This window comes from Candidatus Phycosocius bacilliformis (assembly GCF_003112735.1).
GTDB lineage: Bacteria > Pseudomonadota > Alphaproteobacteria > Caulobacterales > Aquidulcibacteraceae > Aquidulcibacter > Aquidulcibacter bacilliformis.
The window spans coordinates 67,386-81,881 of sequence record NZ_BFBR01000010.1 but is presented as its reverse complement, the minus strand read 5'-3'; the positions used below and the strand labels follow the sequence as shown (position 1 = coordinate 81,881).

The window sequence follows — 14,496 nt, the reverse complement described above, 5'->3', positions numbered from 1 at the left end:
GGCCTCAGACAGGACGGGCGAGGGCTTCAAAGCGGGGATGGCTATCGACAAGATCGGGCGCCCAGACGAACCAGGTACAATCCATGGCCGGATTTCGGCGCCCTCTAAAGTCGAGGCGGAAGGATACGGGGAGAATATGGGTGGGACGTGTGAGCGGGTTGCCACTCAGTTTAACGCCCGCGCGATTATGGAAAAATTGGGCTTTGAGCAGGAGCGCCATGAAGCGCGGCTGGTGCACAAGGAGGCTATGCTCGATGAAGGCGGAAGCCTGATCCCAAGGGGGATTGGTGATGATGGCGAGGGGAGAGAAGGGGGCATCGGCCGCCGACGACGCCAGATAATCGGAGACGACATGATCACCGCGAGCGATCAGATCGTTTTCAAAGACTTCGCAGCCGTGGCCACGCAAAACGTTCGTGATATGATGATTACCACACGCGATTTCCCAGACTTTAGCCGGCAGGGCAGGGCCTAGCCAATTGATGAGCGCTAAAGTGGCTGCAGGAGGGGTTTCATAGAGATCATGATCGCTTCGGCCTTGGCTTGGATTGCCGCCGGCCATCGCGGCTCCGAGATGGGTTTCAGACATAGGCTTGCTCCACACGAATGACGCCAACTAGGACAGCCTAATCCTTGGGATTCATGCCCATTAACACCCCTTCCGGCGATTGAGACATTTTTCTTCGAAATCGCTTTAGCCAATGCTTTCAAAATCCACGGTTCATAGATATTTGGCCGTTCTGAGCGGCTGGCATTGCGGGTGGTTCTTTTTGTGAGTCGATCTTGAGTTGATGACTGCAATTGTCAGCATGTTATACAATCGGTTTTCATTTTAGCCGGAGCCGAAAAGATGCGGATTAAAGGGTTGGATAAACTTAAGCGATCGCTGGAGGACCTGGCAAAGGCTCTGTCCTCCTTAGACGGTGAGCTTGGTAAAGTGAGCTTTGACCCAAACGACCCGCAAAGCATAGAGTTAGCAATTCAGAATATGGAATCACTTGTTGATGAGCGTGTAGGCAGCTTTGGAAACAATGAAGCAGTTCAGAATCTTGTGGACACCTTCAAGGAAGCTAATCGTAGGGCCATCCTGGATTGCGCAGCTGAAGCACGCACGAAGTTGGAGGTCGAAGAGTGAGCATCGAGGCGGCGCTACGCGCGATAAAAGACGCGGTTCTTGATCTTCAAGCTGCTGATTACAACACCTATCAAAGACCTTTGGAACGCCTCTCTCTGGCTTTGGATAGGCCAGAACTGAGGGAAGTCGTTACCAAGCTACGGGCTTGCGCAGATTTTGAAGCCTTTTTGGCCGCGGCGGATCGCAACGAAGGTAGCCTGGGCAGCGGCCAGTTGAAGTGGCCGACTGATGTCGAGCAGGAATTTGGCTTAGTTGTGCATTTGATAGATCGTGCGGCCCAAGATTCAAATTGGTTCCTCGATTTCGCGCATACATTTTTCTATAGTGGGCGAAAGATTGTTGGTGACATCAGAGCGATTACGAAGGCTGTCATTGTCCCGTTTAATCGCGACTTTGCTGCATACATTGAGGATTTAGCCCCGGTGATAGTAAGCTTGGATAAAAGCGGAGCCACTTCCATCGAAAATGATAAGGAAGAATTGCTCATGGCTCTTTTTAGGTTAAGTGGAGCTGATTTTCTGCGTGCTTCTGTCCACAGTGCCCATAGAAAGCTTTTGCCCGAGTGGGATGAAAATCGCCGTGATCGGGCAATGCAAGGCTTGTTAGATGCTGGCGACATTGTGAATGTAAGAGGGGCTACTTGTTATGTCGACATTTCGTCTGCTGCGCGAAGGCGCTTGGAGTACAAGGAAGCTACTTCTCAGAGTGGACCTGTCTTTAACATTGGCAATTTGACCAATTCCCCTCTGCAGGTGGTCGGTTCAGGGGGCCATGCAACGCAATCAACCACTTATTCAAGTCAGAACCTCAGAGAACTTGTAACATTTTACCGCTCTAATATCGACGAACTCCAGCTTGATGGAAATTCGAGACGAAAGGCGGATGTTCAAATTGCCACGATCGAGGCCCAATTGATGGATGAGCCAGATCCGACGATTATCAAGGCCGCCGGCAAGTCTTTGAAAACAATAATCGAGGGCGCTATTGGTGGCGCTTTGGGAACCGCGATCTCTACTGCACCAATGTGGACTTCCCTCTTCGCGGGCTTCTAATCAGTTATTGGTCGATTTCCTTTAAGAGGTTCAGAGACTACGCTTATTGTGGTTGACCGCCAGTTTGCGTGATTTATCACGCACGCAAACTGCGGCTTCGTTAAGAATGTTAGATTCATGTTAGAGAGTTAGCGGCGCTTAAAAGTCTGCATTATTTCAACTGTTTCAACTTGTTAAGCGAATGTGTTGGTGTGCGATATACCGAAAAAGCGTGTGTGATCTACCGATCATAATGTGGGCGTTATACCGATATTTTGTGGGCGTTATACCGATAAGAATGTGTGCGATATACCGTATAGCATTGCGCCTTCTCTCTTATTGGCGTGTGCGATATACCGTATCAGGGATGTTTAGTTTTCGTCTTTCTGACGAGATCGAGCCTCAGTTGCTCCCATTGCGGGGCAGGGGGTCAATATCTGCGTTCTAAGGACGTCCTGCTAGGAGTAGGGGCGACAATGCTGGGAATATTGCGTGTGCGATATACCGATAAGAAAAAGGGCGTTTTCCTCGAACCTAGTCTTCGTTGTCTGCCTTAGCTTTTCGTGCCCTTTTCGGCTTGCCTATGCCAATTGGTTTACCGTCGCCTTGGTGCGAGGTCTCGAATTTGGGGGTGACCACCACGAGAATTCTGTCGTTCTTAAGATCGCTCATATCGATCCCTTGTTCTGCCATTGCAGCTTCAAGTTCGCCATTTGGATCGCGCGTCATCGTGAAGGTGTAATCTGGGACACCGTCTTTGGCGATTATTGCCTTTAGGTCTCGCTTGAAGAAGCGCAGATCTTGAGCTGTCCCAACCTTCTCGGCCAAACGAACTAAGCCAATGCTCCAATTGGGCTGCCGGCCGCAATGTTTGCGGGCGAGTTGATAGAGGCGCCTTGCCAAGCCACTATGAAGGCGAAAATACTGAGGATTGATCGAAAGAACGCGGCGATCTTGCACAATCGCGCGGTACATCCAGTCACAGAGTTCGACTTCAACACCTCTCATTCGCCGTGTGCCATCTGGTCGAGTATCTTCGATGACCCGCCAGGCCGAAATCCAAGTGAAGCCTCGGCGCTCGGTTGAGTCACCTGCAGCGATTGTCGTCTTTACGGAAGTGGTATTCAATCGCTCCAAAGCGTCGAGAAATAGGGTGTAGGCCTGAAGTCCCTTGCCACGACCAGTCAATTTGAGAAAGTCGTGAGCGGCAAACCGAATTTTGCGGTCGAGAGGCAGGCCACGTCCAAGCCGGTCGTTTAGGATGCTCGCGCAATAAATGAGGACGTCTCGATCCCATATTGTAGCAATCCCACGAGGGCCAGGGCTCACTTGGATCGAGATCGCACCGTGATCATAGATCATCGGCTCGCGCTGTGGCCGTTTGGTGAGACTAAAGAAGGGATGCTCGAGTGTGGCTTGCTCGTCGCGGAGAGGTGCATCGATCATGCTGTCCAAGAACAGGTCGATTTGCTCTGAGGCAGCCATGCTTTGTGTCCGATCTACCGAATCGTCGTTAGGGGTAGTGTGTGCGATATACCGTGTCAACCGATTCTGCCGTATAGTTCACATAGATCAAAAGTATCGTTGGCCGCCACTTGATAGGCGATCCCAATACGAGCTGGTGCTCGAGCCCGGTCTTTCAGCCATTGGCTGATTAGTTTTAGCCCTTTTTCTTTAGACGGCACGATCAGTTCCTGATACTGGCCTTGAGTGCCAATTCGGCCCCAATGGCGCCGTAAAACCCAAGCGCCAAATAAGTCTTGCCCGAATTCAATTGCATATGCGCGGGCAATGTTTCGGTCGTCATCAATCGCTTGCAGGTCGACGATGCACGACATCATTGGAAGCTGTCCTTTGTCTTTTGATTGCTCGAATTTCAAGGTGATCGTTGCACGAGACTGCGTCGGTTTCGGACGCAGCTCCTGCTTTTTCGGCAAGAGATAGAGCTTTAACGACTGCCTGAGAATCAGATTGTCGTGATTGTCGAAAAATAGCTTGCAATAGTAACGTACCTATAATATTTATGGGTTATGAGTGATCCATTGCCAATGCGGCTGAACGACGCAAATGCAAGACGGCTGTTGCGAGAAATCGCGCAAGATAGCTCTAATGTGATCTTTACGGCACACGCTCGTAAGCGAATGAAAGAGAGAAAAATTACCAGCATGCAGGTTTTGGCTTGCTTGCAGGGGGTGTCGTAACCGAGCCTGTGGCTTTGGACCTTCACCAGTGCTGGAAACTGACCCTGACGCACCGCGTTGCGGGCAACAACATGGAGGTAGCGGTGGCGATAGATTTGCCGAAAAGAGCAATCATTATCACCGTGATTTAGGAGACAAAAATGTATCATTATCAAGAATGCGGGCTGCGGAATGTGTGGCTCGTAAACGGCTATGATATGCACACAACGCCGTACGGCGATGGTGTCTCAATACATGATATTGAGGGCCTACATCGTGCGATTGCTCGTGGCCTGGTCAATAAAGCGGCTAAGCTGACTGGCTCTGAGCTGCGCTTTTTGCGCAAGGAAATGGGTCTGAGCCAGGCTAAGCTGGCCTTGATACTTGGTAATGAGGATCAAACTGTTGCTCTGTGGGAAAAGCGAGGCACCCAACCCAAAATAGCTGATCGCTTTGTTCGTGCCTTGTACCGTGAATTTGTTGAAGGCAATGCGCACATAAGGGATATGATAGATTTGCTTGTTGATGCCGATAGTGAAGAACGTGAAGACCGGATCAACTTTGTTCAGGGTAGTCAGGGTTGGAAGGTCGCCGCTTAAGCACCCAGCAGTGCCAAAAATTCTAACGACGGACACCAAGTCGCCCTCAATGGCGTCTGACAATCCATTTGCCGAACAAATCCTGGCCGAACTCAATTGCGTAGGCGCGCTATATTTCGGTTGCCGTCTATGGCTTGCGGATCGAGTATGCACGACATCATCTGGAGTCTGTCCTTTGCCCTCTTGGCGTTCACAGCTGGTTCGATGATCACACAGGCTTACGTCTGTTTTGGACGCAGGGTAGGATTTTTGGATAATTTGGTGTTGTTTCGCCGGTCTGGTTCGTCCTGCCGCACTCGCGCGCAGAAGATGGGTTGTTCTTCGCAAATTTGCCGCTTGAAAAAACACCATTGTGGTGGTATGGAAATTGATGACTGAGAAGCGTAAGCCCACTTATGACATTGAAGCGGTCAAAGCGACGTTTTCGGCGGTTGATCGTCTAAACGTTACCGGTTCAGCGCTTAGAAGCGCTACATCACTTGGTTTTGGCAGAGCCGACATCGTAGCTATTATTCAGACGATTGAACGGCGGCACTTTTATAAGTCTATGACTTCACATGGCGACCATAGAGTGTGGCAAGATGTGTATCATGTTCCGTCCCGTGAGGGGACATTGTACGTAAAGTTTACGGCTGATGCTGTGGCCGAGTTTTTGCTTTTGTCGTTCAAGGAGAAGGTCGATGAGTAACCCTACCTGTCCCGAAACGGGATCTGTTATGTACCGTGACGTCCGACCGATGACGATCAAGTATAAAGGCCATCAAGTCGAGATACAGATGCCTGGCTGGTATTGCGATGATAGTGACGAAAGTATTCATACCGGTGAGGATCTGAAGGTCTCAGACCGTGCTCTGAATAGGTTAAAGGCCGAAGCAGAAAATCTGTTAGTGCCAGAGACAGTGCGTCGCATTAGACTGCGGCTGGGATTGACCCAAAAGGATGCCGGCCGATTAATTGGTGGTGGGCCGAACGCCTTTCAAAAATATGAGAGCGGAGAGGTTCTCGTCAGCCATGGGGTTACAAGTGCGCTATTGTTGCTTGAACGGGATCCGTCTGGGCTCACAGTTTTAAAAAAGCAGAAGCAGGGTGAAAAGGCGGCATAGAGCAACTTCTTTGGAACATCATCCACGGTGGCTTCGATTTGGCATTTGATTTCTGTTGCTGCAGGAATGTTCATAAATTGGCTAGGTGATAGTGATATGGGGGAGCTGCCTGCGCATGGGTGTCCTTGATAAACCGGCCCCCGCCAATTCGAATTAATTGATTAAAATCCGCGTCGAAGGTTGAAATTTGGAGATTTCACTTGGTGTCCAATTGACCGCTCAGCAGGTGTTCTAGCGCGACACGCCGCATTGACGCGGACTGCTGAGGGAATTTGGCGCATCCCTCAACTTGATGAAGGCTGAAGCTTGAATTGCTGCCAAGAATGTCACCGATCTAGTCGGCATTGAGCGTGGCTTCGACTGTGATTGTAAGTCACGTCTAGGCACTCTAAAAAGGGCGAGAAATTGTCTAGGATTATAACAAAAGTTGATGTCCAAATTTCTGCAGGATCGGGCCTTTGAAATAAGGCGTCCTTAGGTCAACATGAAACGCATGGCACATGAACACAAAGACCCTACCGCGCTTGTGACCCGCCTTCGTCGGATTGAGGGGCAGGTGCGAGGCATTCAGAAGATGTTGGAGGAGGACCGCGACTGCATGGATGTCGTAACTCAAATCCAAGCTGCACGTGCAGCACTTGCAAAGGTGGAAGCCGAAGTTTTGCGCCGGCACATGGAGAGTTGCATAGAGGGTGCGATTGTGGCTGGCGATGCCGAAGCGCAGCGGAAGCTTGTGACCGAGTTAATGACGGCCCTCACCAAATCAATTTAGTATATTGCCAGGTTATCTTGACGTATACCCCCTGTTGGTATATTTGTCGACTAATGAAGGTAATTCGCGCATTCTTGGCTGGCCTCTTGTTAGTGAGTTTGGTTTTTATGCCGCTCGCTGCGAGCGCAGTTTATTTGCCAAACGCGTGCGAAGAGATGCGCCCATGTGCTAGTGGCCAGACTAATCAAGCCAAGCTGGCTGTGGTTAACCTAGACCAATGCGATAAAGTATCAGATTCCAAGCAAGAGAAATCACAAGAGGGCCATTGTGGTGCCTGTTGTCTGTCCCACACGAGCGTAACTATCGCTGAAAGTGACCAGCTGCTAACTAACATCGAAAACTGGGCAGTTCTGACAACGCCACAAGCGAAAGCGCCGATCATTGTTACTACCAGAATTTATGGTTTGAAGCGACCGCCGCGAGCCTGATCTATCCGACTACTGCCTGGCTGACGTTGTGTCAGCCGGGACCACGGATCGTGATCAGGAGACCCATTTAATGAATTCCCAAAACTATGAGCGCCGACGGCGGAAGTCTGTCTTTGCGCCCTTGTCTCTCGCCTATGTGGTTATGGCGCCCCTTGCGGTGACAGGGGTCGCACAAGCACAAGAAATTAGTGGCGCGAATGAAGCCATGCCAACGCGCTGGTCAACGCTTCTTGATGCGGCTGTCGCACGTCGCGCGGCAGATGCGGACGCTGTTGCGCTGCGTGGATCAGCCGATGCGCGCCGCGCTCTCTCGGCCCGCCGGTTTGCTGGACCGCTAGAAGCTGATGCAAGTGCACGGCAAGATCAAATCGGTTCCGGTACAGGCTATTTTGAAGTTGAGGGCGGGATCAGTGCCGCTCTGTGGCGACGGGGCGAGCGCGAAGCATTGCGCGGTGAGGCGGATGCCTTGGCAGCCCGTGCTGGGGCCGAACTTGACGTGGCTCGCCTCGAACTAGCTGGTGAATTGCGCACGGCTTGGTGGGAGTTGGCCCGAGCGGTTGCTGACGTTCGCGTTGGCCTCGAGCAAGTAGAATTTGCCCAAACTTTAGTTGCTAATACCAAGCGCTTGGAAGCCGCAGGGGAGCAGGCACGTCTTGATCGTCTGCAAGCCGAGGCAGCACTGGCAATGAGCGAGCAAGATTTGGCACAGGCCATGGGTCGGGAAAGGCAGGCCCGCGCTCAGATGACTGGCTTGGTAGGCTTTGTTCCAGCCCAACTGACCGCTGAGATTGTGGGCGCGGCGCAAATCGATGATCACCCGCTCGTGCGGGTGGCTTTGGCAGAAGCTGACCAACTTGCCCGCCAAGCCCGCTTTGCCCGGCTAAAGGCTGAGCCAGCTTGGCGCGTGGGGCTTGATTTGCGGTCTGAGCGCGATGGGCGCGGCTTGGACACACGGACTTCAACTGGCTTAAAGCTTTCACGAGCTTTAGGACGCGACCCGTCGGCAGGGGCAGAAGCTGCCAGTCTTGAAGCCGAAGCAACTGCGGCGCGTTCAAAGGCCGCAGCGGTCCGTTTCTCGCTTGAAACCATGCAAGCACAAGCAATTGCCAATCTCACAGCCGCGCGCGCGAGCCTTAAGGCTCAAGAAGCACGCCGGGCTATCAGTATCGAAGCCCTAGCCCTTACCGAGCGCGGCTGGCGCGAAGGCGAACTCCCCTTCTTAGAGCTCTTACGTGCCCGGGCTGCGGCTTCAGAAGCCTCCCGTGCTGCCGCGCAAGCTCGTGTGGCCTTAGAGGCCGCAATCTCCTCTTTCAATCAGGCGCAAGGCCTGCTCCCTCAGGACCAAACATCATGATCAACCCAAGAAGCCTTAAAAGCCGCTTGTCTGCCCTCGGGCTAATGACAGCGATCACCTTGCCTGTCCCGCTATGGGCAGGTCCGGGCCATGACCATGGCACCGAAGCGGCCACAGCATCGGTTGCGGCACCGACTTCCCCTCGCTTTGAGGCAATCTCGGACCGATTTGAAGTCGTTGGACGCCTTGATGGGGAAAACTTGCGTCTTTGGGTCGATGATTGGGCGACCAATGCACCGATCGAAGCTGCATCGGTAAATCTAACGATTGGGCCCCGTAAAGCTCTCGCAAAAGCTGACGTCGATGGCACCTATGTGCTTCCTTTCCCAGAGCATGACACGCCAGGCACTTATCCTGTGACAATCTCATTGCGCGGTGCGGGGGAGCCTGCGCTTTTGGGCGCATCCCTAGTAATCGATGATAGTGCAGGGCACGCTCATGCTGAGGAAGGCCTGCCGCTTGGCCTGATGTTCGGCGGTGCAGCACTTCTTTTGGGTGTTGCGGGCGGTGCTTTATTTTTGGTGCGCCGCAAACGAGCGGGGTTGGCCCTTGTTGCTTTTGGATTGCTGGCTGGCAGCTGGACATTAGTGACTGGAACGCCGAGCGAGGTCGTAGCTGGTCCTGGTCATGGTGATGAAGGCCATACCGACGTGGCAGGTGATGTGCCGGATAATCGAGCCATGCGTCTTGCAGATGGCGATATCGTCGCGCCGAAACCGATGCAGCGCTTGATCGGGCTTCGAACCATTCTGGCTGGAAATTCGGCAGAGGGTTCTGCATTGCAATTAAACGGGGTGGTGATTGCAGACCCGAATGGCTCTGGTGTGGTGCAAGCGAGCAGTGTCGGCCGTGTCTCAGGCCAATTGCCAGCCCTTGGCCAAAGAGTTGTGAAGGGACAAGTTCTTGCCCTTGTCAGCCCTGCATTGGATGCGGATGTCTCCTTGATTACGGCACGCGGCGCGGCTGAAACAGCACTCGCCGAAGCAGAGCTCGCGGCAGGCCCAAGCGGGTTTGCGGCAGAAGCCGCCGAACTGGCCCAAGCGCGCAGTCGCTTGGACCGCTTAACCCGGCTTGAAGGGGTTGTACCCAACCGCGAGATTGCGGAAGCCAGAACGGCAGTGGATGCCGCTGCGGCACGGCTAAATCTCGCAAAAGCCCAAGCCGCTGCGCGTCTGCGCACGGCACGCACTGAGGCGAGCCGCCTACGCCAAGCGGGCTCAAATGCGGAGGTGCTTCGTGCGCCGGTCTCTGGCGTGATCAGCGCTGTCTCTGTCGCGCAGGGTCAAGTGATCAATCCCGGCCAAACCGTCTTCACCATCACCAACCCAGACCAATTGCTCGTGGAGGCACGCGCTCCATCGGGCAAGTCAGTCCCCTTGGCGGCAACAGGTTCTGCCCGCACCAGCGATGGTCGAAATCTTTTACTTATCCGCCAGGGCGAAGGCTTGACGATGGTCGATGGCGCAGCACCGCTCCGCTTCAAAATAGATGGGCCAAGCAGCATGCGTGTGGGAGAGCCTGTGATGGTCTTCATCACCGGGAGCGAACAAACCGCAGGTGTGGCTTTGCCGCGTGATGCTGTGGTGAAGGGGGCGAATGGCCAGACCATGGTCTTTTTGAAACAAGCCGCAGAGCAGTTTCAGCCAACCCCGGTTACAATAACCGATTTAGATGCAAACCGCGTCATCGCCACATCCGGCATAAAGGCTGGAACTCGGGTCGCGACCACTGGCGCACCGCTTCTTGAGCAGGTGCGATGAGCCATGTTTGACTTTCTTGTTGCTACCTCACTTCGAAATCGCGTGCTGGTGCTGTTCGCCTCGCTCGCACTTATCCTATTTGGCATCCTCGCCACCATGCGACTGCCGGTCGACGTCTTGCCCGATCTCAACAAGCCGACGGTCACGATCATGACCGAAGCAGGCGGGATGGCACCGCCCGAAGTCGAAGCCCAAATCACCCAGCCACTTGAAAACGCCATGAGTGGCATACCCGGCGTGTCGCGTGTACGATCGGTAACCGGTGTAGGCCTCTCGATGGTCTATGTTGAGTTTGGCTGGGATGCAGAAATTTTTCGGGCCCGCCAACAGGTTTCCGAGCGGCTCGCTTTAGCCAAAGAAGCGATGGCGGACCTCGATCATGCCCCGCAGATGGGCCCGGTTACCTCCATCATGGGCGAGATCTTGCTGGTGGCCATTCCTTATGGCGACGCAGACCCCATGGCTGCCCGCGAAGTTGCAGACTTTCAGATCCGGCCACGCCTACTGACCATTCCAGGTGTCGCACAAGTGATCCCTATTGGCGGCCAAGTGCGACAATTCCGCATTTCGCCGAATGCGGCTCGCATGGGTCAATTGGGCGTCAGTTTGGAGGCCATCGAACGCGCAGCGCAAGGTTTTGCCTCAAATACGGGTGGCGGCTTTATTGATCAGGGTGGTGGAGAATTTGTCGTACGCGCTTTATCGCGCACGGCGCGGGTTGAGGACTTGGGCTCTATTTCGGTTACCACACGCACCGGCGGCATTGTCCGACTAGACCAAGTGGCTGACGTTGAGTTTGCAGCGCGCTTCCGGCGCGGTGATGCAGGGTTTGCGGGTAAGCCTGCCGTCATCATTGGCATTCAAAAGCAACCTGGTGCCGACACTGTGGCTGTGACCAAGAGCGTCGAGGCGGCGCTGACAGAGTTAAACAAGACCCTGCCAAAGGGCGTGACCGCAACCCAAGTTCAGATGCGCCAAGCGGACTTTATTGAAGCCTCGCTGGGTACTTTGCAGAAAGTGATCATTGAAGCCGGCCTCGTGGTTGCGGTGATCTTGTTCCTTTTCCTACTTAATGTTCGTACGACAGCCATCAGTCTGGCAGCCTTGCCAATGTCGATCCTAATCACGGCCCTCGTGTTTTCTGCCTTCGGCCTTTCCATAAACACGATGACTTTAGGGGGTCTGGCTATTGCTGTCGGTGAATTGGTTGATGATGCCGTCGTGGGGGTAGAAAATGTCTACCGACGCCTCAAGGAAAATCGCGCCCTGCCAGCGCCTTTGCCTGCGGTAACTGTCATCGCGCGCGCGACGGGAGAGGTTCGTTCGGGCATTGTCTATGCTACCATGATCATCATTCTGGTGTTTTTGCCTTTATTCTTCTTGTCGGGCATTGAAGGGCGGTTGTTCCAGCCTTTGGGCATGGCTTATGTGGTTTCGATTTTGGCAAGCTTGCTGGTATCGATCACCCTGACACCAGTTCTGTGCTATTACCTTCTACCCACTATGAAAGCCTTGCCAGTCGAGCATGATAGCTGGCTGGTCGTACGTCTTAAGCGTGCCAATCAAAGTCTGCTCGAATGGGGGTTCCAGCATGTAAGGCCTGTCCTGATTGGGGCGACATTGGCCGGGCTTGTTGCCATTGGTGGCGCATTGATGTTGCCGCGTGCTTTCCTACCAGCCTTTAATGAGAGCACCCTTCTTGTTGGTTTGACCTTACAGCCCGGCGTAAGTCTTGCCGACAGCGCACGTATGGGTGCGGCAGCTGAGCGGCTCATTATAGCAATCCCCGGGGTTGAAAGTGTCAGTCGAAGAACCGGGCGCGCGGAGCTGGATGAGCATGCCGAAGGCGTTCATTCAAATGAATTAGATGTGCGGCTTGACCCCAACTTGTCATCTAAAGAACGCGATCAAGTTGCCGCTGACATTCGTCTAGCCCTTGGCCCCATTCCAGCCAGCGTTGGTATTGGCGGTCCGTTGGCGCACCGAATTGACCATATGCTTTCCGGCGTTGCCTCCCCGGTTGCCGTAAAAATATATGGCGAGGACATGGAAGCAGCTCGCCGTTCGGCGGATGCCTTGCAGGCGCGGATGGTCGGCATCGAAGGACTGGTTGATGCGCGGGTCGAAAAGATCGTCCGTGTGCCGCAGCTTGAAGTGATCGTCGATTATCAACGCGCTGCCCTTTATGGGGCCAACCCAGCTGAGGTGACGCGCTCTGTCGAAGCATTATCGGGCGGCCAAACGGTCTCAAGGATCATTGATGGGGTACGCCGTTTTGACGTCGTGATCCGCTTACCAGAAGGTGCTCGCACCACCCAAGCCTTGTCAGAACTTTTGATCGAAACGCCGAGCGGGGTAATTCCGCTCTCCCAAATCGCGACGGTTCGCGAAACCGATGGACCGAACCAGATCAATCGGGAAAACGGCAAGCGGCGGATTGTCGTGCAAGCCAATCTGGCACCGGGTGCCAATCTTGCTGCGATCACAAAAGAGATCCGTGCCGCAATGGAGGCGGTGCCTGCGCCAACGGGTGGCTTTTACGCACTTGAAGGGCAGTTTGAGGCACAGGCCGAAGCAACAGCGACCATTGGGGGGCTGACACTGGTGTCCTTCACCCTCATCTTCGCCTTGTTATATAGCCGATACCGGTCGGTCGCGCTGGCCATGATTGTGATGGGGGGGGTGCCGATGGCGATGATCGGCTCCGTCATCGCGCTTTGGCTCTTTGGCCTACCGCTCTCTGTTGCAAGTCTCATCGGCTTTATTGCACTAACCGGGATTGCTGCGCGCAATGGCATCCTAAAGATTAGCCATTATCTCAATCTGGTTGTCTATGAGGGCGAGACCTTTGGTGATGGCATGATCATCCGGGGAACATTGGAGCGCTTAACCCCCGTCTTAATGACAGCCCTCTCAGCAGGTCTAGCGCTCATTCCTCTTATCCTTGGGGAGGGGGAGCCTGGCAAGGAAATCCTGCATCCCGTGGCAGTGACAATTTTTGGCGGGCTGGTTTCTGCAACCCTATTGGATGCACTTGTGACACCCATTTTGTTCAAATTTTTTGGTCAAAAGCCGCTTGAACAATTGGTCTTGGCCCAAAAAGATGGGCAACTAAGCGAGGCATTCTAATGAAACAGACAGTAAAGCTAACCATTGGAATCTGTGCTTTGGCCTTGCTGGCTGCTTGTGGCGGCGGCGGGGCAGACAAAGCTGAGCCCAAGTCTGATGTCTCTGCGACAGCGAGCTCTGTAAGTGAAACCAAGGGTCAGCCAACCATGTCTGTTGCGGCGGCTGCGACCCCTGTACCGGGCCAGGCAGTTCGCCTAACTTTGACCCTAACAGGCGCGGATGGCAAACCCCTCGGCCCCGATGACATCGCAACTCAGCACGAGCACAAAATCCATGTCATGATCGTGGATAGCGCGCTTGAAGATTACACCCATGTCCATGGTGAGCCAGGCGCGCAGCCCGGACAGTGGACGGTCAGCTTTACCCCGAAATATCCCCGTCAATATCGCGTTTGGGCGGACTTTAAGCCCGCAAGCAAAGAGCAAGACGGGCACGCTCATGACCATGGCAAAAGTGACCATGGTGATGAAGGTCACAGTCATGACAAAGCAGGCCATGATCATGGTGAAGGAAGCCATGGCCAAGAAGATGCAGACGCCCATAACCTTACGCCTTCCGTCACCCTAAACGTGGGCGCAGACAAAGGTCCCGAGGTTGCAGCGACCCAAACACTTTCCACCAAGGTCGACGGCTATACCCTGACCCTGTCGCTTGGCGGCGCGCTCACGGCTGACGCACACACGCCAGCTACGCTGACAGTTGCCGATGGAACCGGGGCTCCGCTTGACTCGTTAGAACCGCTTATGGGGGCCTATGCCCATTTGGTTGGCTTCTCGGCCGATGGCACGACGATGGTGCATGGTCATCCTGAGGGTGCAGAACCAAAGGATGCGACGGCACGCGGCGGGCCTGCATTAGCTTTTGAATTGCACCCAAGCGTAGCCGGACCGCACCGTGTGTTCGTGCAAGTAAAGATCGGCGGCAAGGTAATCACTGCGCCGTTTACGATGGTGGTCGCGAACTAGTTGGTACTTTTAATTCAGGTCGCGGCTGGCACAAGAAGGA

14 protein-coding genes are annotated in these 14,496 nt (G+C 54.0%); 11 read left to right on the top strand and 3 right to left on the bottom strand.

Going from position 1 to position 14,496, the window contains the following annotated elements; genetic code table 11:
- Positions 1-4: 4 nt before the first annotated feature.
- A complete protein-coding gene (locus PbB2_RS14100; protein WP_108986022.1) occupies positions 5-589 on the bottom strand; it encodes a hypothetical protein in 585 nt (194 codons plus the stop codon).
- 261 nt (positions 590-850) lie between these two features.
- Here PbB2_RS14100 and PbB2_RS14095 point away from each other — a divergent pair, with 261 nt between their 5' ends.
- Entirely contained in the window at positions 851-1,135 is a 285-nt protein-coding gene (locus PbB2_RS14095; RefSeq protein ID WP_108986020.1) for a hypothetical protein, read from the top strand.
- The gene (locus tag PbB2_RS14090) at positions 1,132-2,187 is read left to right on the top strand and encodes a hypothetical protein (protein ID WP_108986019.1); all 1,056 of its coding nucleotides are present in this window, start codon (positions 1,132-1,134) and stop codon (positions 2,185-2,187) included. Before PbB2_RS14095 ends, PbB2_RS14090 begins: the two co-directional genes overlap by 4 nt.
- Positions 2,188-2,700: 513 nt before the next feature.
- On the opposite strand, the gene PbB2_RS14085 is transcribed toward PbB2_RS14090, so the two are convergent.
- Positions 2,701-3,651, bottom strand: a complete 951-nt coding sequence (locus tag PbB2_RS14085; protein ID WP_108986017.1) for a replication initiator protein A — start codon at positions 3,649-3,651, stop codon at positions 2,701-2,703.
- A 56-nt stretch (positions 3,652-3,707) separates the two neighbouring features.
- Positions 3,708-4,103 carry a WGR domain-containing protein gene (locus PbB2_RS14080; protein WP_133245831.1) on the bottom strand — a complete coding sequence of 132 codons (396 nt, stop codon included), beginning with the start codon at positions 4,101-4,103 and terminating at the stop codon, positions 3,708-3,710.
- 93 nt (positions 4,104-4,196) lie between these two features.
- Here PbB2_RS14080 and PbB2_RS14075 point away from each other — a divergent pair, with 93 nt between their 5' ends.
- The 9 genes from PbB2_RS14075 (at position 4,197) to PbB2_RS14030 (ending at position 14,456) form a co-directional block, all read left to right on the top strand.
- Positions 4,197-4,367 (top strand): DUF4258 domain-containing protein, encoded by a 171-nt coding sequence (locus PbB2_RS14075; protein ID WP_108986013.1) that lies wholly within the window; start codon positions 4,197-4,199, stop codon positions 4,365-4,367.
- Between the two features lie 140 nt (positions 4,368-4,507).
- The gene (locus tag PbB2_RS14070; protein WP_108986011.1) at positions 4,508-4,945 is read left to right on the top strand and encodes a helix-turn-helix domain-containing protein; all 438 of its coding nucleotides are present in this window, start codon (positions 4,508-4,510) and stop codon (positions 4,943-4,945) included.
- Positions 4,946-5,315: 370 nt separating this feature from the next.
- Entirely contained in the window at positions 5,316-5,633 is a 318-nt protein-coding gene (locus PbB2_RS14065; RefSeq protein WP_085339932.1) for a type II toxin-antitoxin system MqsR family toxin, read from the top strand.
- Positions 5,626-6,048, top strand: a complete 423-nt coding sequence (locus tag PbB2_RS14060; RefSeq protein WP_108986009.1) for a type II toxin-antitoxin system MqsA family antitoxin — start codon at positions 5,626-5,628, stop codon at positions 6,046-6,048. The genes PbB2_RS14065 and PbB2_RS14060 overlap by 8 nt, the downstream gene beginning before the upstream one ends.
- A gap of 493 nt (positions 6,049-6,541) precedes the next feature.
- Positions 6,542-6,820 (top strand): metal-sensitive transcriptional regulator, encoded by a 279-nt coding sequence (locus PbB2_RS14055; RefSeq protein WP_085339949.1) that lies wholly within the window; start codon positions 6,542-6,544, stop codon positions 6,818-6,820.
- A 498-nt stretch (positions 6,821-7,318) separates the two neighbouring features.
- On the top strand, positions 7,319-8,602 hold the full coding sequence (locus tag PbB2_RS14045) for a TolC family protein (protein ID WP_133245830.1): 1,284 nt from the start codon (positions 7,319-7,321) through the stop codon (positions 8,600-8,602).
- A 44-nt stretch (positions 8,603-8,646) separates the two neighbouring features.
- Positions 8,647-10,362, top strand: a complete 1,716-nt coding sequence (locus tag PbB2_RS14040; RefSeq protein WP_192576356.1) for an efflux RND transporter periplasmic adaptor subunit — start codon at positions 8,647-8,649, stop codon at positions 10,360-10,362.
- A gap of 3 nt (positions 10,363-10,365) precedes the next feature.
- Entirely contained in the window at positions 10,366-13,491 is a 3,126-nt protein-coding gene (locus PbB2_RS14035; protein ID WP_108986002.1) for an efflux RND transporter permease subunit, read from the top strand.
- Complete coding sequence (locus tag PbB2_RS14030; RefSeq protein WP_108986000.1) at positions 13,491-14,456, top strand: hypothetical protein; 966 nt, start codon at positions 13,491-13,493, stop codon at positions 14,454-14,456. Before PbB2_RS14035 ends, PbB2_RS14030 begins: the two co-directional genes overlap by 1 nt.
- Positions 14,457-14,496: the final 40 nt, after the last annotated feature.